Origin of the sequence: Pseudarthrobacter sp. NPDC058362 (assembly GCF_042723515.1) — a bacterium.
Lineage (GTDB): Bacteria > Actinomycetota > Actinomycetes > Actinomycetales > Micrococcaceae > Arthrobacter.
The window spans coordinates 259140-278246 of the sequence record NZ_JBHXIW010000004.1; the positions used below are offsets into that span (position 1 = coordinate 259140).

General features: G+C 67.3%; 17 protein-coding genes. 13 read left to right on the forward strand and 4 right to left on the reverse strand.

The genetic code is table 11. The features are described 5' to 3' along the window. Positions 1 to 97: 97 nt before the first annotated feature. The 13 genes from pyrR to ACFWIX_RS10985 all read left to right on the forward strand — a co-directional run bounded on the left by pyrR (position 98) and on the right by ACFWIX_RS10985 (position 15137). Complete coding sequence (gene pyrR / locus ACFWIX_RS10925) at positions 98 to 685, forward strand: bifunctional pyr operon transcriptional regulator/uracil phosphoribosyltransferase PyrR (protein WP_377216135.1); 588 nt, start codon at positions 98 to 100, stop codon at positions 683 to 685. Further along, on the forward strand, positions 682 to 1704 hold the full coding sequence (locus ACFWIX_RS10930) for an aspartate carbamoyltransferase catalytic subunit (RefSeq protein ID WP_377216136.1): 1023 nt from the start codon (positions 682 to 684) through the stop codon (positions 1702 to 1704). Before pyrR ends, ACFWIX_RS10930 begins: the two co-directional genes overlap by 4 nt. Continuing rightward, the gene (locus tag ACFWIX_RS10935) at positions 1704 to 3044 is read left to right on the forward strand and encodes a dihydroorotase (RefSeq protein ID WP_377216137.1); all 1341 of its coding nucleotides are present in this window, start codon (positions 1704 to 1706) and stop codon (positions 3042 to 3044) included. Before ACFWIX_RS10930 ends, ACFWIX_RS10935 begins: the two co-directional genes overlap by 1 nt. Then, the gene (locus ACFWIX_RS10940) at positions 3044 to 3565 is read left to right on the forward strand and encodes a hypothetical protein (protein WP_377216138.1); all 522 of its coding nucleotides are present in this window, start codon (positions 3044 to 3046) and stop codon (positions 3563 to 3565) included. Before ACFWIX_RS10935 ends, ACFWIX_RS10940 begins: the two co-directional genes overlap by 1 nt. Before the next feature lie 4 nt (positions 3566 to 3569). Then, positions 3570 to 4865, forward strand: coding sequence for a glutamine-hydrolyzing carbamoyl-phosphate synthase small subunit (carA, locus tag ACFWIX_RS10945; RefSeq protein ID WP_377216139.1), 1296 nt, complete (start codon positions 3570 to 3572; stop codon positions 4863 to 4865). After that, positions 4865 to 8179, forward strand: a complete 3315-nt coding sequence (gene carB / locus ACFWIX_RS10950; RefSeq protein ID WP_377216140.1) for a carbamoyl-phosphate synthase large subunit — start codon at positions 4865 to 4867, stop codon at positions 8177 to 8179. Before carA ends, carB begins: the two co-directional genes overlap by 1 nt. After that, the gene (gene pyrF, locus ACFWIX_RS10955; protein WP_377216141.1) at positions 8172 to 9041 is read left to right on the forward strand and encodes an orotidine-5'-phosphate decarboxylase; all 870 of its coding nucleotides are present in this window, start codon (positions 8172 to 8174) and stop codon (positions 9039 to 9041) included. Before carB ends, pyrF begins: the two co-directional genes overlap by 8 nt. Before the next feature lie 111 nt (positions 9042 to 9152). Next, positions 9153 to 9470: an integration host factor, actinobacterial type gene (gene mihF / locus ACFWIX_RS10960; protein ID WP_377216142.1), complete on the forward strand. Its 318-nt coding sequence runs from the start codon at positions 9153 to 9155 to the stop codon at positions 9468 to 9470. A 62-nt stretch (positions 9471 to 9532) separates the two neighbouring features. After that, positions 9533 to 10105 (forward strand): guanylate kinase, encoded by a 573-nt coding sequence (gmk, locus tag ACFWIX_RS10965; RefSeq protein WP_377216143.1) that lies wholly within the window; start codon positions 9533 to 9535, stop codon positions 10103 to 10105. Positions 10106 to 10145: 40 nt separating this feature from the next. Continuing rightward, the gene (rpoZ, locus tag ACFWIX_RS10970; RefSeq protein WP_003800778.1) at positions 10146 to 10406 is read left to right on the forward strand and encodes a DNA-directed RNA polymerase subunit omega; all 261 of its coding nucleotides are present in this window, start codon (positions 10146 to 10148) and stop codon (positions 10404 to 10406) included. Positions 10407 to 10441: 35 nt separating this feature from the next. Continuing rightward, positions 10442 to 11680 (forward strand): bifunctional phosphopantothenoylcysteine decarboxylase/phosphopantothenate--cysteine ligase CoaBC, encoded by a 1239-nt coding sequence (gene coaBC, locus ACFWIX_RS10975; RefSeq protein ID WP_377216144.1) that lies wholly within the window; start codon positions 10442 to 10444, stop codon positions 11678 to 11680. Positions 11681 to 11768: 88 nt separating this feature from the next. Beyond that, a complete protein-coding gene (metK, locus tag ACFWIX_RS10980; RefSeq protein WP_377216145.1) occupies positions 11769 to 13004 on the forward strand; it encodes a methionine adenosyltransferase in 1236 nt (411 codons plus the stop codon). Between the two features lie 102 nt (positions 13005 to 13106). After that, positions 13107 to 15137, forward strand: a complete 2031-nt coding sequence (locus ACFWIX_RS10985; RefSeq protein ID WP_377216194.1) for a primosomal protein N' — start codon at positions 13107 to 13109, stop codon at positions 15135 to 15137. Here the strand turns inward: ACFWIX_RS10985 and ACFWIX_RS10990 are convergent. Genes ACFWIX_RS10990 through ACFWIX_RS11005 form a run of 4 tightly spaced genes read right to left on the reverse strand, consistent with a single transcriptional unit; the run spans position 15134 to position 19000 of the window. Next, complete coding sequence (locus tag ACFWIX_RS10990) at positions 15134 to 16210, reverse strand: glycosyltransferase family 4 protein (protein WP_377216146.1); 1077 nt, start codon at positions 16208 to 16210, stop codon at positions 15134 to 15136. The two genes, ACFWIX_RS10985 and ACFWIX_RS10990, sit on opposite strands and share 4 nt — an antisense overlap. After that, on the reverse strand, positions 16207 to 17136 hold the full coding sequence (locus tag ACFWIX_RS10995; protein ID WP_377216147.1) for an alpha/beta fold hydrolase: 930 nt from the start codon (positions 17134 to 17136) through the stop codon (positions 16207 to 16209). The genes ACFWIX_RS10990 and ACFWIX_RS10995 overlap by 4 nt, the downstream gene beginning before the upstream one ends. A 10-nt stretch (positions 17137 to 17146) precedes the next feature. Beyond that, on the reverse strand, positions 17147 to 18016 hold the full coding sequence (locus ACFWIX_RS11000; RefSeq protein ID WP_377216148.1) for an aldo/keto reductase: 870 nt from the start codon (positions 18014 to 18016) through the stop codon (positions 17147 to 17149). Positions 18017 to 18034: 18 nt separating this feature from the next. Further along, complete coding sequence (locus ACFWIX_RS11005) at positions 18035 to 19000, reverse strand: sugar-binding transcriptional regulator (protein WP_377216195.1); 966 nt, start codon at positions 18998 to 19000, stop codon at positions 18035 to 18037. Positions 19001 to 19107 lie beyond the last annotated feature (107 nt).

The window sequence follows — 19107 nt, forward strand, 5'->3', positions numbered from 1 at the left end:
GTCCGGGCCGTCCGCGGACGGCGCCTGTGGTAATTTTGGAACGCACATGATCCTTTTTTAATTCCGTCCCGTGAGGCGGGGAAAGGGGAGACGAGCGTTGACTTCTGTCACCAACGCGCCGGGTCCGGCCAGGGTTGTCCTCAACCAGGCCGATATCGACCGGGCACTCACTCGTATCGCCCATGAGATCCTTGAAGCCAACAAGGGGTCCCAGGACCTGGTCCTGTTGGGCATCCCGCGCCGCGGCTATCCGCTGGCACTCCGGCTGGCGCACAAGATCGCAGCCGCTGATCCGTCCGTGGACCCCGCAGCAATCGTGGGGCAGCTTGACGTCACCATGTTCCGGGACGATCTGTCCCGCCAGGGCACCCGGCCTCCTTACCCCACCAAGCTGCCGCGGACGGGCATCGACAACAAGGTGGTGGTCCTCATTGACGACGTCCTGTACTCGGGCCGCACTATCCGCGCCGCGCTGGACGCCCTCGTGGATCTCGGCCGCCCCCGCATCGTGCGCCTTGCCGTCCTGATCGACCGCGGCCACCGCGAACTCCCCATCCGGGCGGACCATGTGGGAAAGAACCTCCCGACGTCCTCGGCCGAGAAAGTCCGGGTCCGGCTCGAGGAGACCGATACCCCGGCCGGTTCCGCCGCCGTCAACGAGGTTGTCATCGAGGGGCGTCCATGAGGCATCTGCTGTCCACTGAAGACCTCAGCCTGGCCAACGCCGTTCGTATCCTCGACACCGCCGAAGAGATGTCCGCGGTAGGGGAGCGGGAAGTCAAGAAGCTGCCCGCGCTGCGGGGCCGCACCGTGGTGAACCTCTTCTTCGAGGACTCCACCCGCACCCGTATCTCGTTTGAGGCTGCAGCCAAGCGCCTTTCCGCGGACGTCATCAATTTCGCCGCCAAGGGATCCTCGGTGTCCAAGGGGGAGTCCCTGAAGGACACCGCCCAAACGCTGTCCGCCATGGGGGCAGACGCCGTCGTGATTCGGCACTGGGCCTCGGGCGCCCCGCACCGCCTTGCTGCCACTGACTGGATCGATGCGGCCGTGATCAACGCCGGCGACGGCACCCACGAACACCCCACCCAGGCACTCCTGGACGCCTTCACCATGCGCCGCCACTGGGCCCGCCTGTCCGGCACCGCGTCCGAAGGCGCAGACCTGAAGGGCATGCGGGTTGTCATCGCGGGGGACGTCCTGCACTCCCGCGTGGCCCGCTCCAACGTCTGGCTGCTGCGTACCCTCGGGGCAGACGTCACACTGGTGGCGCCGCCCACCCTGCTGCCCATCGGCGTCGAAAAATGGCCCTGCAGGGTCAGCTACAACCTGGACGACACCCTGGCCCAGGGGGCTGACGCTGTCATGATGCTGCGCGTCCAGGGCGAACGCATGAACGCGTCGTTCTTCCCCACCACGCGCGAGTACTCGCGCCGCTGGGGCTTCGGCGACACCAGGCTGCAGGCTCTGGACAACCTCGGCATGAAAGACACGATCATCATGCACCCCGGCCCCATGAACCGCGGCCTGGAAATCTGCGCCGCTGCAGCCGATTCGCCCCGGTCCACGGTCCTGGCGCAGGTCCGCAACGGCGTCTCGGTCCGCATGGCCGCACTGTACCTGCTGTTGTCGGGGGACACCCGGACACAAGCCGCCCCTGCCCTGGCCTACGCCGGCACCCATTCCCCCAAGGAGAACAACTGATGGCCGCCAACACCGGAACGTACCTGATCCGCGGAGCCGCCATCCTGGGCGGCGAAGCCTCCGACCTGCTGATCCGGGACGGTGTCATCGCCGCCACCGGAACCGGACTTTCAGCCGAGGACGCCACTGTCATCGAGGGCGGTGGCCTGGTGGCGCTGCCCGGGATGGTGGATGTTCACACCCACCTCCGCGAGCCCGGCCGCGAGGACGCCGAAACCGTGGAGACCGGTTCACGCGCCGCCGCCCTGGGCGGCTTTACAGCCGTGCATGCGATGGCTAACAGTACTCCCGTCGCTGACACCGCCGGAGTGGTGGAGCAGGTCTACAGCCTGGGCCGCGCGGCAGGCTGGGTTGATGTACGCCCCGTCGGCGCCGTCACCGTGGGCCTGGCGGGTGAGCAGCTGGCCGAGCTCGGCGCCATGGCGGACTCCCGCGCACGCGTCCGGATGTTCTCCGACGACGGCATCTGCGTGCATGACCCGGTCCTGATGCGCCGCGCGCTGGAGTACGTCAAGGCGTTCGACGGCGTGGTGGCCCAGCATGCGCAGGAGCCGCGCCTTACCGCCGGGGCACAGATGAACGAGGGTGATGTCTCCGCAGTCCTGGGCCTTGCCGGCTGGCCCGCCGTGGCCGAGGAAAGCATCATCGCCCGTGATGTCCTCCTGGCCCAGCACGTCGGCTCGCGCCTGCACGTCTGTCACGTGTCCACGGCCGGGTCCGTGGAAATCATCCGCTGGGCCAAGGCCCGAGGGATCAACGTCACCGCCGAAGTCACCCCGCACCACCTGCTCCTGACCGACGACCTGGTCCGCAGCTACGACCCCGTCTACAAGGTCAATCCGCCGCTGCGCACCGACGCCGACGTCCAGGCGCTGCGCGCCGGCCTCGCCGACGGCACCATCGACGTGGTGGGCACCGACCACGCTCCGCACCCCAGCGAGCACAAGGAATGCGAGTGGGCGCAGGCGGCCATGGGCATGACCGGGCTGGAAACCGCCCTCTCCGTAGTGCAGCACACCATGATCGAGACCGGCCTGATGACTTGGGCGGACTTTGCGCGCGTCACCTCCACCGCCCCCGCCCACATCGGCCGGCTGACGGACCAGGGCAGGCCGCTGGCGGAAGGCGAACCGGCCAACCTGATCCTGGTGGACCCGGCCGCCCGCTGGACCGTGGACCCGTTCCGGATGGCCACCAAGGGCCGGAATTCGCCGTTCAAGGGCAGGGAACTGCCCGGCAAGGTGGTAGCCACCTTCTATCGCGGCCACCCCACCGTTCTGGACGGCGAGCTCAATACCCCTTGCGTCCTTTCGCCGGAGACCCCGGCGGGAGCTGCCTGATGGATACCAAACTTCTCACCGCGATCATCACCCTGGTGCTGATCGCGGCCTCCCTCCTGATGATCCGCGCAGGGTGGCGGAACCGCCTCAGGCGCCAGTCCGACGTCGACCGCCTCCCCGAGGTGCCCGGCGCACCCGGTGAGCCGGTAGCCGCAGCGGAAGGCCAGTATGTCGCCACCACCACCGGAGGCGACTGGCTCGACCGGATTGCTGTGCACGGCCTCGGCATCCGCACCAACGCCACGCTGGCCGTTTACCCGCACGGCGTGATGTTCGACCGCGCAGGCGCGCCGGCCCTGTACATCCCCGCAGCAGCCCTGGCGGATGTTCGCCAGGAAAGCGGCATGGCCGGTAAGTTCGTGGAAACGGACGGATTGCTGGTGCTTGCCTGGCTGCATGGCCGGCACGAATTGGACACAGGCTTCCGCACCCGCCGGGCCGCGGACAAGGACGTGCTGCTGACGGCACTCCGGAACTTGATTTCTTCAGCCCCGGCGGCTGACGCCAACAGTGGAAAGTAAGACAGTGAAAGCGAATACAGTGACAACATCCACCTCCGCTCCCGCAGCGCTGGTCCTCGAAGACGGACGCATTTTCCGCGGCACCAGCTACGGCGCTACCGGCACCGCACTGGGCGAGGCGGTTTTCGCCACCGGCATGACCGGCTACCAGGAAACCATCACCGATCCCTCCTATGCCCGCCAGCTGGTGGTCCAGACCGCCCCGCACATCGGCAACACCGGCGTCAACAGTGAGGACGCCGAGTCCCGCCGCATCTGGGTGGCCGGCTACATTGTCCGCGACGCCGCCCGCCGCCCGTCCAACTGGCGCTCCGAGCGTTCCCTCGACGAGGAGCTCGTAGCCCAGGGAGTAGTTGGCATCCAGGGCGTGGACACCCGGGCCATCACCCGCCACCTGCGCGAGCACAAGACCATGCGCGCCGGCATCTTCTCCGGCGACGCGGCACTCGCCACGGACAAGGACCTGGTGGATGCCGTCCTGGCCAGCGCCCCGATGGAGGGCGCGCGGCTGGCCGAGGAAGTCAGCGTGGACGAAGCCTACGTAGTGGAGCCGAAGGACCACGGCTGGGAAGGCGAACCGCGGTTCAGCATTACCGCTATCGACCTGGGCATCAAGGCCATGACGCCGATCCGTTTCGCCGAGCGCGGCGTCCGGGTCCACGTCCTGCCTGCGACGGCCACGCTGGACGACGTCAAGGCCGTCAACCCGGATGGCTTCTTCATGTCCAACGGACCTGGCGACCCCGCCACGGCTGACACCCAGGTCAGCCTGCTGCGCTCGGTGCTGGACGAGAAGATTCCCTACTTCGGCATCTGCTTCGGCAACCAGATCCTGGGACGCGCGCTCGGGTTCGGCACGTACAAGCTGCGCTACGGCCACCGCGGCATCAACCAGCCTGTGATGGACCGCCGCACCGGCAAGGTGGAAATTACCTCCCAGAACCACGGCTTCGCCGTGGACGCTCCGCTGGACGGCGCCACCCGGGCGCCGGAAGAGCGCTACGGCCGCGTCGAGGTCAGCCACGTCAGCCTCAATGACGACGTCGTCGAGGGCCTCGCGTGCCTGGACATCCCGGCGTTCTCGGTCCAGTACCACCCGGAAGCCGCCGCCGGCCCGCACGACGCCGCTTACCTGTTCGACCGCTTCATCGAACTCATGGAGGGCACCCGCGACGGGCGCACCGCCAACCTGTCCAAGGAGCCGGTGGACGGGAAGCACCCCGCCGGCGCGGAGAACCCCGCAGCCGGAACCGACATGAACGCCGACCAGCACCACAACCAGACTGAGGACAAGAAGTAATGCCGAAACGTACCGATCTCAAGAGCGTCCTCGTCATTGGTTCCGGCCCGATCGTCATCGGCCAGGCGGCCGAGTTCGACTACTCCGGCACCCAGGCGCTGCGCGTCCTGAAAGATGAAGGCCTCCGCGTCATCCTGGTGAACTCCAACCCGGCCACCATCATGACGGACCCCGAGTTCGCCGATGCCACCTACATCGAACCCATCACTCCCGAGGTGGTGGAGAAGATCATCGCCAAGGAACGTCCCGACGCCGTCCTGCCCACCCTGGGCGGACAGACCGCGCTGAACACGGCCATCGCGCTGGACAAGAACGGTGTGCTCGAGAAGTACAACGTGGAGCTCATCGGCGCCAACATTGCAGCCATCGAACTTGGCGAGGACCGCGAGAAGTTCAAGGGCGTGGTGGAACGCTGCGGCGCCGAATCCGCGCGCAGCCACATCATCCACAGCATGGACGAGGCCCTGAAGGCGGCCGACGACCTAGGCTATCCCATGGTGGTCCGCCCCTCCTTCACCATGGGCGGCCTGGGCTCGGGCCTCGCCTACAACGAGGACGACCTTCGCCGCATCGTGGGCCAGGGCCTGCAGTACAGCCCCACCAGCGAGGTGCTGCTCGAAGAGAGCATCCTGGGCTGGAAGGAATACGAGCTCGAGATGATGCGCGACAAGAACGACAACGTCGTGGTGGTCTGCTCCATCGAGAACTTCGACCCGGTAGGCGTCCACACCGGCGACTCCATCACGGTGGCGCCCGCCCTCACCCTTACCGACCGCGAATACCAGCGGCTGCGCGACATCTCCATCGCCGTCATCCGCGAAGTGGGAGTGGACACCGGCGGCTGCAACATCCAGTTCGCCATCGACCCGGCCACCGGCCGCGTGGTGGTCATCGAAATGAACCCCCGCGTGTCCCGCTCTTCGGCGCTGGCCTCCAAGGCCACCGGCTTCGCCATCGCCAAGATCGCCACCAAGCTCTCCCTGGGCTACACCCTGGATGAGATCCCCAACGACATCACGCAGAAGACTCCGGCGTCGTTTGAACCGACCCTGGACTACGTGGTGGTCAAGGTGCCCCGGTTCGCGTTCGAGAAGTTCCCCGCCGCGGACAACACCCTCACCACCACCATGAAGTCGGTGGGCGAAGCCATGGCCATGGGCCGCAACTTCACGGAGGCCCTGCAGAAGGCCCTGCGCTCCCTGGAGCAGAAGGGCTCCCAGCTGGATTTCAGCTCCGTCCCGGAATGGGAAGTCGCTGAGCTCATCGAAAAGGCAAAGCGCCCGACGACGGACCGGCTCCACCAGGTGCAGCGCGCCCTGCTGGGCGGTGCCACGGTTGAGCAGCTCTTCGAGGCCACCAAGATCGACCCCTGGTTCCTGGACCAGCTCCAGCTCCTCAACGAGATCTCGCACGAAATCCGCCAGGCCGGCGCCCTCACCGCGGACATGCTCAAGCGGGCCAAGCGCCACGGCTTCTCCGACGAACAGATCGGCTCCCTCACCCACAACTCCGAGGCCGTGGTCCGCGGAGTGCGCCAGGCCCTCGGCATCCGCCCCGTCTACAAGACCGTGGACACCTGCGCCGCCGAGTTCGCCGCGTACACCCCCTACCACTACTCGGCGTACGACGAGGAGGACGAGGTGGCGCTGCACGCGAAGCCGTCGATCCTGATTCTCGGCTCCGGGCCGAACCGCATCGGCCAGGGCATCGAGTTCGACTACTCCTGCGTCCACGCGTCCATGGCACTGCGCAAGGCCGGCTACGAGACCGTCATGGTCAACTGCAATCCGGAAACCGTCTCCACCGACTACGACATCTCCACACGCCTTTACTTCGAGCCGCTGACGCTCGAGGACGTCCTGGAGGTTATCGCGGCCGAGGAACGCACCGGCGGCGTTATGGGCGTATTCGTCCAGCTCGGCGGCCAGACCCCGCTCAAGCTGGCCCAGCAGCTGGCCGACGCCGGAGTCCCCATCCTGGGCACCTCCCCGGAGGCCATCGACCTCGCCGAGCACCGCGGTATGTTCTCCCGGGTCCTGGACAAGGCCGGGCTGGTTTCCCCGAAGAACGGCACCGCCGTGTCCTTCGAGGACGCCAAGAAGATCGCTGACGAGATCGGCTATCCGGTCCTGGTCCGCCCGTCCTATGTGCTGGGTGGCCGCGGCATGGAAATCGTCTACGACGAACCCAACCTGTCCCGGTACATCGCCAACGCCACCGAAATCACCCCGGACCACCCGGTGCTGATCGATCGGTTCCTGGAAGACGCCGTCGAAATCGACGTCGACGCCCTCTTCGACGGGAAGGACCTCTACCTGGGCGGCATCATGGAACACATCGAGGAAGCCGGGATCCACTCCGGCGACTCCGCCTGTGTCCTGCCGCCCATTACCCTGGGAGCCAACGTCCTGGAACGGGTCCGCACCGCAACGCGCGCCATCGCCGAAGGAGTAGGCGTGCGCGGGCTGATCAACATCCAGTTTGCGCTGGCCTCGGACGTACTCTACGTCCTGGAAGCCAACCCCCGCGCGTCCCGTACGGTGCCGTTCGTGTCCAAGGCCACCGGTGTGCAGATGGCGAAGGCGGCCGCACTGATCGGTACCGGCGTGACCATCGGGCAGCTGCGCAGCGCCTACAAGATGCTGCCGGAAACCGGGGACGGTTCCACGCTGCCGCTGGACTCGCCCGTTTCGGTCAAGGAAGCGGTGCTGCCGTTCAGCCGGTTCCGCACCCTGGAAGGCAAGGTGGTGGACAGCCTCCTCGGCCCCGAGATGCGTTCCACCGGCGAAGTCATGGGCATCGACAAGCACTTCGACACCGCGTTCGCCAAGAGCCAGGCCGCAGCGAACAACGCCCTGCCTACCGAGGGCAAGGTCTTCGTGTCCGTCGCCAACCGGGACAAGCGTTCGGTGATCATGGGCGTCAAGCGGCTGTCCGACCTCGGATTCGAGATCGTTTCCACCGGCGGCACCGCGGACGTGCTGCGCCGTAACGGCATCCAGGCCACTCCGGTCCGGAAGGTCGCCGAGGGAAGCAGCGCCGAGGGCGAAGGTACCATCGCCGACCTTATCGTCGCCGGGCAGATCGACATGGTCTTCAACACGCCTTCCGGTGGCGAGGCCCGCAGCGATGGTTACGAGCTGCGCGCCGCGGCCACGTCGATCGGCATCCCGTGCATCACGACGGTGGCTGAGTTCAACGCCGCGGTCCAGGCCATCGAGGCGATGCGTACCTACGAATGGTCGGTCACCAGCCTGCAGGAGCACGCCGCGGCCCTTGCCGAGTCGCAGAAGGCGGCGTTGCAGAATGCCTGAGCAGGCGGTACCGGTTTCCGCGCCGGGCCGGGAACCGTTCGGTGCCCGGCTTGGCGCGGCCATGGCCGCCCGCGGTCCCTTGTGTGTCGGCATCGACCCGCACCCTTCGCTGCTGGCAGCGTGGGGCCTGGCGGACGACGTCGAGGGGCTGCGCCGTTTCTCGCACACGGTTATTGAGGCGGTGGCGTCCCTCGCTGCCGCGGTAAAGCCGCAGGTGGCACTTTACGAGCGGCACGGTTCCGCGGGTATTGCAGTCCTTGAGGAACTGCTGGCCGCCGCGGCCGAGGCGGGCGTCCTGACCATCGCCGACGCCAAGCGCGGCGACATTGGCTCCACCATGGCCGCGTACGCCGATGCGTGGCTGCGCGACGGATCCCCGCTGGCAGCAGACTCCGTGACCCTCAGTCCCTACCTGGGCTTTGAGTCCCTCCGTCCGGCCCTGGAGCTTGCGGCGGCCACGGGCCGTGGGGTGTTCGTGCTGGCGCTGACCTCCAATCCGGAAGGGCCGTCCGTGCAGCATGCCGGCGGCGCTGATTCGGTGGCACGGAGAATCGCCATGGCAGCTGCGGCGGAGAACTCCCGGTACCCGGGCGCCATGGGATCGGTGGGCCTGGTGGTCGGCGCGACCGTCGGGCAGGCCCTGGCAGACCTCGGCCTGGACCTCGCGGCCGTCCGCGGCCCCGTCCTCGCTCCGGGCCTGGGTGCGCAGGGAGCCACGCCGGCGGACCTGCGTTCCACCTTCGGCGGCGCATATCCGCTGGTCCTTGGCACATCCAGCAGGGAAATCCTGTCCGCAGGTCCGGACCTGGCGGGCCTCCGGGAGGCCGCGGCGCGGACGCTGGACGGGCTCACGGCGGCATAGCCACCCGTTTTCCCCGATGCATTGCTTCATGCTGCGGCAGGGGGTAGTTTCAGGACAGGTCCATGGGCGGCCGCCCTTGGATGAAATCCGCCAAGTCCGGGGGTGCCTGCCATGGTCCTGCGACCATTGTCCGCGTCGGAAAGGGCTGATGCCCTGAACAAGGCCGCGGCCGCCCGCGCCGCCCGCGCCGCTGCCAAGGAAAGCCTCAAGAACGGTAAACGGTCCGCGGCCGACATCATCGGAGCCGCCGCCGGAGACGACGCCCTCGCGCGGATGCGCGTCGTGGAACTCCTCGAAGCGCTGCCCGGCATCGGCAAGGTCCGGGCGGCGGCCATCATGGAGCAGCTTGGCATTGCGTCGTCCCGGCGGGTCCGCGGTCTCGGCGTGCACCAGCGCCAGGCGCTGGTAGATTTTATAGACGAGAAATAGGCGGACGCCGCGTCCGCTGTGGCCCCACCCGTCACCCCGAACCCCCTCCACTAAAGGAATACGTGAGCAAGAAACCCGGACTGACAGTCCTCGCTGGCCCCACGGCCGTTGGCAAAGGCACCGTATCCACCTACATCCGGGACAACTACCCCCAAGTCTGGCTCTCCGTATCGGCCACCACGCGGGCTCCCCGCCCCGGCGAAGTGGATGGCGTGCACTACTTCTTCAAGACCAAGGACGAGTTCGAACGCCTGGTCGCCGAGGGGGAATTCCTGGAATGGGCAGTGGTCCACGGCCAGAACACCTACGGCACGCTCCGCAGCACGGTGAAGCAGGCCATCGCGGACGGTCGGTCGGTGCTGCTGGAAATTGACCTGCAGGGCGCCCGGCAGGTCAAAGCCGCCGTTCCGGACGCCCAGTTTGTCTTCCTGGCCCCGCCCAGCTGGGACGAAATGGTGCGCCGGCTGGTGGGCCGCGGCACGGAAACACCCGAGGAACAGCAGCGCAGGCTGGAAACCGCTAAACTGGAACTTGCTGCTGAACCGGAGTTTGACCACACCGTCATTAATGACGATGTCCGCCGGGCAGCGGACGAGCTTGTTTCACTCATGGGGCTGACCCCGCACCCGCGCTGACCGCCGGACCGCATCAGCCCGCTAGGAATTTGGAGAATTCGTGTCCACGAACCTTGAAGGCATCATCAACCCGCCGATCGACTCGCTGCTTGAGGCAGCCGATTCCAAGTACGGCCTGGTGATCTTCGGTGCCAAGCGTGCTCGTCAGATCAACGCTTACTACGCCCAGCTGCACGAGGGCCTCTTCGAGTACGTCGGCCCGCTGGTCGACACCAAGCTCAACGAGAAGTCGCTGTCCATCGCCCTGCGCGAGATCAATGAGGGCAAGCTCGTTTCCACGCCGATCGAAGCCGCAGAATAATCTGCCCAGGCTGACCCGCTGCTGACGGAGGTCACGTGCGCATAGTCCTCGGAGTCGGGGGAGGGATTGCCGCCTACAAGGTGGCATCGCTCCTCCGGCTTTTTACTGAAGCCGGCCATGACGTCACGGTGATCCCCACCGAAGCGGCCACCCGGTTCGTCGGCACCGCCACCTGGGAGGCCCTCTCCGGGAACCCTGTCAGCAACAGCGTGTTCGACGATGTCCACCAGGTCAACCACGTCCGGCTGGGTCACGAGGCGGACCTGGTGGTCATTGCACCGGCAACCGCAGACCTCCTGGCGAAGGCTGCAGCGGGCCTGGCAGGGGACCTGCTGACCAACACTCTGCTCATGGCGCGCGGACCCGTCCTTTTCGCCCCGGCCATGCACACCGAGATGTGGCAGCACCCGGCAACCCAAGCCAACGTGGAGACCCTCCGTTCACGCGGCGCTGCTGTCCTGGAGCCCGCCACCGGACGGCTCACGGGGACGGACTCCGGCCCCGGCCGGCTGCCCGAACCGGAAGCCATCTTCGAAGCCGCCATGGCACTGGTCCAGGGCCGCTCCGACTATCAGTTGCCGCTGGCGGGACGCATCGTAACCATCAGCGCCGGCGGCACGAGGGAGCCCCTGGACCCCGTGCGGTTCCTGGGTAACCGGTCCTCGGGGAAGCAAGGCGTCGCCCTCGCCGTGGCAGCCCGGAATGCCGGCGCCACCGTGCGCCTGCTTGCCGCGCACATGGATGTGGCGCCGCCCGCCGGGGTCGAGGTGGCCCGGGTGGACACTGCGCTGCAACTTCGGGACGCCGCCCTGGACGCAGCGGCGGGTTCCGACGTCGTCATCATGTCCGCCGCCGTAGCGGATTTCCGCCCCGCAGAGGTGTCGGACACCAAGATCAAGAAACGCGACGGCGCCGGGGATCCCATGATCGCCCTGGTGCGGAACCCGGACATCCTCCACGAACTCGTCGAACGCCGGAACGCGGCGGGCCGTGCCGGACGCCAACTCATTGTCGGGTTCGCCGCGGAAACGGGCGACGACGACGGCGACGTGCTGGCCCACGCGGAGGCTAAACTCCAGCGCAAGGGCTGCGACCTGCTGGTGGTCAATCACGTAGGTACGGACAGGGTTTTCGGCCAGGACACCAATTCCGTGGTCATCCTTGCCCGCTCCGGCGCCGAACCACAGGAGGCGGCCGGCACCAAGGCCGACGTTGCCGCCGCCATCGTGGCCAGGATCGGCCTTGAACTGGAGCGGGTCTCGCCCCGCCCTTAAACGTGTTCCAGCCCACGATTGCTTCGAACTGCGACATCTGCCGACGTCTCCCGACGGGGGCAGGGATCCCAACCAGTAAGGTAGTTGAGTGACTTTACCGCTGCATCTTCCCCCGTCCCACGCGGCCATGCCGTCCGCACTCCGGCTTTTCACGTCCGAGTCCGTGACCGAAGGCCACCCGGATAAGATCTGCGACCAGATCAGTGACGCCATCCTGGACGCCCTGCTCGCCGCAGATCCCGAATCCCGCGTGGCAGTGGAAACCATGGCCACCACCGGGTTGGTCCATGTGGCCGGCGAGGTCACCACCGATGCTTACGTCGAGATCCCGCAGATTGTCCGCGAGACCATCCTGGGCATCGGCTACGACTCCTCCGCCAATGGCTTCGACGGTGCACGCTGCGGCGTTTCGGTGTCCATCGGCCAGCAGTCGAACGACATCGCCGGCGGAGTATTCAACTCCCTCGAAGCCCGTGAGGGACGCCAGGAAGACGACTACGACCTCCAGGGCGCCGGGGACCAGGGCCTGATGTTCGGCTACGCCAGCGACGAAACCGCCTCCTACATGCCTACGCCCATCTGGCTGGCGCACCGCCTGTCCGAGCGCCTCACTGAGGTCCGCAAGAGCGGGGAACTGGCATACCTCCGGCCGGACGGCAAGACTCAGGTGACGGTTGGCTATGACGGTAACGTTCCGGTCTCCGTGGAAACCGTGGTGATCTCCAGCCAGCACGCCGAGGGCGCCAGCCTGGACCAGCTCCGCGCGGACCTGGCCTCGATCGTGATCGACCCCGTCCTGGCCGGTGCCAACCTGGACATCTCGCGGACCCGGAACATCCTCAACCCGGCCGGCGAGTTCGTCATCGGCGGCCCGGTGGGTGATGCCGGACTGACAGGCCGCAAGATCATCGTGGACACCTACGGCGGCATGGCCCGCCACGGCGGCGGGGCCTTCTCCGGCAAGGACCCGTCCAAGGTGGACCGTTCGGCCGCCTACGCCATGCGTTGGGTTGCCAAGAACGTGGTGGCAGCCGGTTTGGCAAAGCGGGCCGAAATCCAGATCGCCTACGCCATCGGCCAGGCGCGCCCGGTGGGCACCTACGTGGAGACCTTCGGCACCGAGACGGTGGACCCGGCCCGGATCAGTGCTGCCATAGCGGAGATCTTCGACCTCCGTCCGCGTGCCATCATCGATGCCCTGGACCTGAAGCGGCCCATCTATGCCAAGACGGCAGCACACGGCCACTTTGGCAGGGACGAACCCGATTTCACTTGGGAACGGCTGGACCGCGTCGACGAACTGAAGGCCTACTTCAACGCCTGATTCCGGCTGCCCTGCAGCACCGCCGCACTGAAGGGAGGCAGCCGGGTGGCCGCTGAACAGTCCCTCCAGCCGTCCCTCCTGCAGGGTTTTCCGACCCGGACGATGCCCGCGGGCATCACCCCGGCGCCGCACCTGCCAGTGGCCCGGGTGCTGGTGGAGTCCTCCTTGCCGCACCTGGACCGGCCTTTCGACTACGCCGTTCCGGTGGACATGGACCAGGCTGCGCAGCCGGGCGTCCGGGTCAAGGTCAAGTTCAACGGCCAGGACCTTGGCGGGTACCTGCTGGAACGCGTCGCGGAATCGGACGCCGGCCACTCGCTGGTGCCGCTGGCGAAAGTAGTGTCCCCGGTCGCTGTCCTTACGCCTGAGGTCCGTGACCTTGCCTTCGCCGTCGCCGCCCGCTATGCCGGCACGGTCAGTGACGTGCTGCGCGTGGCGGTACCGCCGCGCGTAGCCAGTGCGGAGAAGGACTACGTGGCGGCGGAGGCCGCAGCGCCTGCCCCCGGAGCGGCGACGGCGCATGGCGGCTCTGCGGCGCCGACCCCCTGGGACACCTACCGCAACGGCCCCGCGTTCCTCCGTCACCTGTCCGACGGCGGGTGCCCGCGCGCCGTCGTCAACCCGCTCCAGGGGTATGGTCCCGCAGGTTGGCCGCACCTTCTCGCGTCCGCAGTTTCAGCCGTCCACGCTTCGGGCCGCGGCGCCATCGTGGTGGTGCCGGACCAGCGGGACCTTGGCAGGCTGGAGGCGGCTTTGGCGGACCTGGTGCCCGCCGGGGCCATCGCACGGCTGACCGCTGAGGACGGACCGACGCCGCGGTACCGCAACTTCCTCCGGGTCCTGGCCGGCACGGCACAGATTGTCATTGGCACCCGATCCGCGGCGTACGCGCCGGTACGGAATCTGGGCCTGGTGATCTGCTGGGATGACGGCGATGACCTCCATATTGAACAGCGTGCCCCGTATGCCCATGCCCGGGAAGTCCTGCTGTTGCGGGCCGGGCAGGGAAACGCAGCCTGCCTCCTGGCCGGACACGCCCGGAGCACCGAGGTACAGCGGCTGGTGGAGTCCGGTTGGGCCTTGCCCGTCGAGGCCGACCGGGCGGTTGTGCGTAGCGCGGTGCCGCGCGTGCTGAACACGGCGGACAGCTTCGAACAGGAACGCGACCCACTTGCCAGCATTGCCCGGCTGCCCGGTGCCGCGTGGCGTGCAGCCCGGGAAGGGCTGGAACGGGGCCCTGTCCTGGTGCAGGTGGCCCGTGCCGGCTATCTGCCGTCCCTCGCCTGCGAAACTTGTCGGGAGCCTGCGCGCTGCCAGGTGTGCCAGGGGCCGCTGGCCTATCCCGGCGGCAGCTCGCCGGCGCCCCAATGCCGCTGGTGCTCCACCACGGCGCCCGACTGGGCCTGCCCGCACTGCGGCGGCCGCCGGCTGCGGAAGGGCGCCACCGGTGTGCTGCGTACGGCCGAGGAACTGGGCCGCGGTTTTCCGGGGAAGACAGTTGTCACCTCCTCCGGTGACCAGGTGAAGGCCTCCGTTGGCGCGGCGAAGGCCCTCGTAGTGGCAACCATCGGCGCAGAACCGGTGGCCGAGGGCGGGTACGCGGCGGCGCTGCTGCTGGACGGGGACTCACTGCTGCGCCGCGAGAATCTGCGGGCTGGTGAAGACACAGTCCGCCGGTGGTTCAATGCTGCCGCCTTGGTCCGCCCGGCAGCCAAAGGTGGCCTCGTGGTGGTGACCGCAGCGGAAACGGCCGCAGTCGGAGCGCTGCTTCGCTGGGATCCGTCCGGCTATGCCGCTCGCGAGCTCGCCTTGCGGGTTGAACTCCAGCTTCCCCCCGCAGTCCGCATTGCCTCGGTTACTGGCCCAAGGGCCGCCGTCGAACACTTCACCGCCACGGCCCTGGGAGAACTCGCTGCAGCCGGCGTCACGCTCCGCAGCGCCGGTCCCGCCCCGTTGCTTTCCGGTCCGGCAACGTCCCGGCGGCCCGCTGAGGACGTGCGGACGCTGCTGTTTTTCCCGTACGGCCAGGCGTCCGCCGTCGCCCGGGTACTCCGCGCGACGAAGGCCGCTGCCGCAGCGAAAAGAACCGACGAACCTGTCCAGCTGCGGCTGGACGGCGTGGACGTCCTCTAGCGCCGGCGCCGTGCAACGATCTCGGCGGCCACGTCCACCAACTGCCGGGCGGATTCATCCCAACTGAACTCCGCGGCACGCTGCACTGAACGGCGGGAGGCGGACTCCCAGTACTCCGGATCCTGCAGCCGCAGCACTGCTTCGCTGAACTGGCCGGGGGAGTCCGGATCAACGTAGCCGGCTGCATCGCCGCCCACCTCGCGGAAGATCGGAATGTCGCTGGCAATCACCGGGGTTCCGACAGCCATGGCTTCCACCAGCGGCAGGCCATAACCTTCCGCACGGGAGAGGCTCACCAGGGCCGTGGCCCGGCGCAGCAGCGCGTCGTACTCTTCGTCGGAGACCCCGTTGTGGAACACCACCGACGCGCCCGGCGGGACCAGGGGCTCGAGTTCGGCCCGGCGCGCAGGAGTGATCCGGCTGAGCAGGTGCAGGGTATAGCCAGGGAGTCCTGCCATCCCGGCCACCATGGCCTCGACGTTCTTGTACGGCATGAATGAACCCATGTACAGCAGCGATTTCTCGGCTCCGGCGGCGGCGTCCCGTGGCACCTGCCCCGGCTGCGGAGCGTTGCTGATGATCCTGACCGGGCGCCGGGTGAGCCGGTACTTGGCGATCAGCGCCTGCGTCGTGCGGCTGATGGTGGCCACCGTGTCCGCCCGGTCCAGGAGGAGCCGCTGCGGCCAGTAGGCCTTGTGGTACAGCCGCCACAGGAGCCGGACCGGGGCGGGCAGGAAGCCGGGCGGGGCGGGGTGTTCGTAGTAGATGAGATCATGCAGGGTCAGCACCAGGCCGTACCTGCGGCCCCATGTGCCCATCGTCTGCATGGGGCATACCACCACGTCGGCGCCGAGTTTGTTGACTGTCCGGGCGACGAACAGCTCGCGGGGAGACAATGGGCTGTTGATCACTGTGTACGGCACGTCCGGGAGCATCCCCAGTTGCCTGGTGTCGGAGATCAACATTGAAACTTCGGCGATCCTGGCCGTGGCCGCGATCAGGCTGGCGCCGTAGCGGCTGATGCCGTCGTGGTGGCCGATCCTGGTAAATCGTGCATCGATGATGATCTTCACGCGGGATGGTCCTTAAGGAAGCTGCGGATGTGTGCGGCGGCCGGTTCCGGGGTTTCGTAGTGGATCAGATGTCCGACGCCGGGAATCACCTTGAGTTCTGCGTCAGGCAGGATCGCGGCCAGTCGGTGCTGGTCGGGCAGGGCGGCGATTTCGTCTTTTTCGCCCGCGATGAGGAGGACGGGGAGGGTGAGGCCGCCAGCCGCCTCCGACACGTGGCTTCCCACTGATGCCCGGAAGGATTCGAGCAGGCTCTCGCGGTTGGCGAACGCGCTGAAGTAGGCATGGTGCTGGCCATGGATGAACCGGCGCAGGTCCGGATCCCGGGTTTTCGCCATCGCTTCGCTCATCACGCGGACAATGAGCGGGCTGCGCAGGAGGGCCTGCCCCGGTCTGCTGGGCAGCCTGGCCGCCAGTTTGTAGTAGAGGACAGCGAGCCGGGTCATGATCCCCTTGGGGCCTTCAAGCGCCGGCGCAGCGATAGGGTTCACCAGGATGAGCGGCGTGACGGCCCCGGGGTGTGTCGCCACGAAATGCGCAGCAACGATGGAACCGAACGAGTGTCCCAGCAGCACCGTGTCCGGTCCCAGGTCCAGGGCCGCCAGAAACCCGGCGATGAACCTGCCATAGCCGGTCACGGAATGCTCGCCGGTCCGGAAAGCCGTGGAGGCTCCGAAGCCGGGGAGGTCAGGCATGATAATTCGCATATCCGGCAGCAGGTCGGCCACCCGCAGGAGTCCGTGGTGGTCTCCCCGGAAGCCGTGGATCACCAGGATGGTGCGGGTGTCCGGTGTTGGTTGTTCCGGCTCATAGGTCCAGTAGGCTACGGTGGCATCTTCCAGCTCTACCGTGGCTGCGGTAGTGCGCTCCGCCAGGGCCGGGCTGATGAAACGGGGCGCGGCGGACCGGCCGGTGTGTGCTGTTTCCACGGGGCCGCCCCTAATTGACGTTGTCCGGGTGGGATCCGGTGCGCTGGCCGCGTTCCAGGCCGGCGAGCGCGGCCATGTCCCGGTCGGAGAGCTCAAATCCGAAGATGTCAAGGTTTTCGCGGATGCGTGCTTCGGTACTGGCTTTGGGGATGGCGATGTTTCCCAGCTGCATGTGCCAGCGCAGGACTACCTGCGCCGCGGTTTTGCGGTGCTCGGTGGCGCAGGCGGCCACAACGGGGTCGGCCAGGACCTGGCCGCGGCCCAGAGGACTCCATGCTTCGGTGCGGATTCCCAGTTCCGAGTGCTTGGCACGGAGCTCCTCCTGCTGCAGCCAGGGGTGCAGTTCCACCTGGTTTACCGCAGGCACCACTTCGGCGGACTGCAGGAGCCGGTCCAGGTGGGCGGGCTGGAAGTTGCTGACGCCGATGGCGCGGACCCGGCCCTCCCGGTACAGCGTTTCAAGGGCGCGGTAGGTGTCCGGAAACAAGCCCCGCCGGGCGCACGGCCAGTGGATGAGGTACATATCCACGTAGTCCAGGCCCAGATTGACCATGGAGGTATCGAAGGCCTTGAGGGTGGCATCGTAGCCGTGATCCTCGTTCCAGACCTTTGTGGTGACGAAGACGTCCTCCCTGGACAGGGTGGGGTGGAGCTCACCGGATCCGCCGTTTCCCGGCTGCCCGTCCAGTTGCGAACTGATCCCGCGGGCCACGCCGGTTTCATTGCCGTACATGGCGGCGGTGTCGAAATGCCGGTAGCCGGCGCTGAGGGCCGTGGCCACCACGTCTGCGGTATCTGCCGGGGGCACCTTATAGAGTCCGAAGCCCAGCTGGTCGATCAGCACGCCGTTGTTCAGGCTGAGCTGCGGTGATTTCCTCATGTTTCGACTTTACCCACTTCAGGCCGTGACACCCTCGAACTCCACCAGGCGGCGCGCAGTCCCTTCGTCCAGGATGAGGTCCGTGGCCAGTCCCGCCGCCAGCGCCCCCCGGAGTCCGTTGACTTTCGACTCGCCGGAGACCACGCAGATCCGTCGGCGCACCTGGCGCAGCTGTGCAAGCGACGGGCCCGTGGAGCGCTCGTTCAGGACGATGCCGTCGGAAGAGCCGTCGCCGCGGAAAAACACTGTGGCCACGTCTCCCACCACGTCCGAGGCGGCGAGGATGTTCAGGTCGGCCTCGTCGAGGTAGCCGCCGGCATAGACATGGCTGGGAAAGTCGGCGTGGACGGAGCCAACACCGAAGATGGCAATGCCCATCTTCGACTGGAGGGCCAGGATCCGTTGAACGCTGCGTTCATTCCACATGGCTGTCTTGGTGGCGGCGTGATCGAAGAACGCCGGAACCGGGAACTGTTCCACCCGGGCCCCGTAGGCGGTGCCGAACCGCCGCATGATGTCGCTGGCGTACGTCAGGCCGGTGGTGTGCATGTTGCCCGCTCCGTTCAGCTGGACAATCACGCTGTCATGGGTGATCTTGCGGGTCAGGTGCCTGCTGACTGCACTGAGCGTGGACCCCCAGGCCACGCCGATAATGGCGTTGGACTCCACCAGCGGCCCGATGGTGCGGGCTGCCTGGAGCGCCACGCGGTCCAGGGTTTCCGCTTCGTTCAGGCTCTCAAGCACCGGAACCACGTGGACGTCGACGCTATACCGCTGCCTGATCATTCCTTCCAGTTCCGGGCCGGTATCCAGTGGATTCCGGATCTGGATCTGTACCAGACCGGTCTCGCGGGCGGAGGACAGGAGCCGCGACACCGTGGACCGGGACGTGCGCAGCTCGCGCGCTATGGCATCCATGGTCAGGTCCTGCAGGTAGTACATCTGCGCCGCCCGAAGGGCATCGGCTGTGCGCGAGGGAGCCATCACCTGTCCAATCTGCACGTTTGTGCATTGTGCTTGACGTCATTTTCCATACGTTCAAAGAATAGTTGGGAACGGCGGCGCACCCAAGGTGGCCGCATCAGATACCA

Excerpts from the sequence above, each read along its gene's own strand:
- ACFWIX_RS11000 (WP_377216148.1), bottom strand. The coding sequence starts at position 18,016 with ATGAGGAAATCACCGCAGCTCAGCCTGAACAACGGCGTGCTGATCGAC.
- ACFWIX_RS10930 (WP_377216136.1), top strand. The coding sequence starts at position 682 with ATGAGGCATCTGCTGTCCACTGAAGACCTCAGCCTGGCCAACGCCGTT.
- pyrF (WP_377216141.1), top strand. The coding sequence starts at position 8,172 with ATGCCTGAGCAGGCGGTACCGGTTTCCGCGCCGGGCCGGGAACCGTTC.
- ACFWIX_RS11005 (WP_377216195.1), bottom strand. The coding sequence starts at position 19,000 with ATGGCTCCCTCGCGCACAGCCGATGCCCTTCGGGCGGCGCAGATGTAC.
- carB (WP_377216140.1), top strand. The coding sequence starts at position 4,865 with ATGCCGAAACGTACCGATCTCAAGAGCGTCCTCGTCATTGGTTCCGGC.
- ACFWIX_RS10985 (WP_377216194.1), top strand. The coding sequence starts at position 13,107 with ATGCCCGCGGGCATCACCCCGGCGCCGCACCTGCCAGTGGCCCGGGTG.
- ACFWIX_RS10940 (WP_377216138.1), top strand. The coding sequence starts at position 3,044 with ATGGATACCAAACTTCTCACCGCGATCATCACCCTGGTGCTGATCGCG.
- ACFWIX_RS10935 (WP_377216137.1), top strand. The coding sequence starts at position 1,704 with ATGGCCGCCAACACCGGAACGTACCTGATCCGCGGAGCCGCCATCCTG.
- mihF (WP_377216142.1), top strand. The coding sequence starts at position 9,153 with ATGGTCCTGCGACCATTGTCCGCGTCGGAAAGGGCTGATGCCCTGAAC.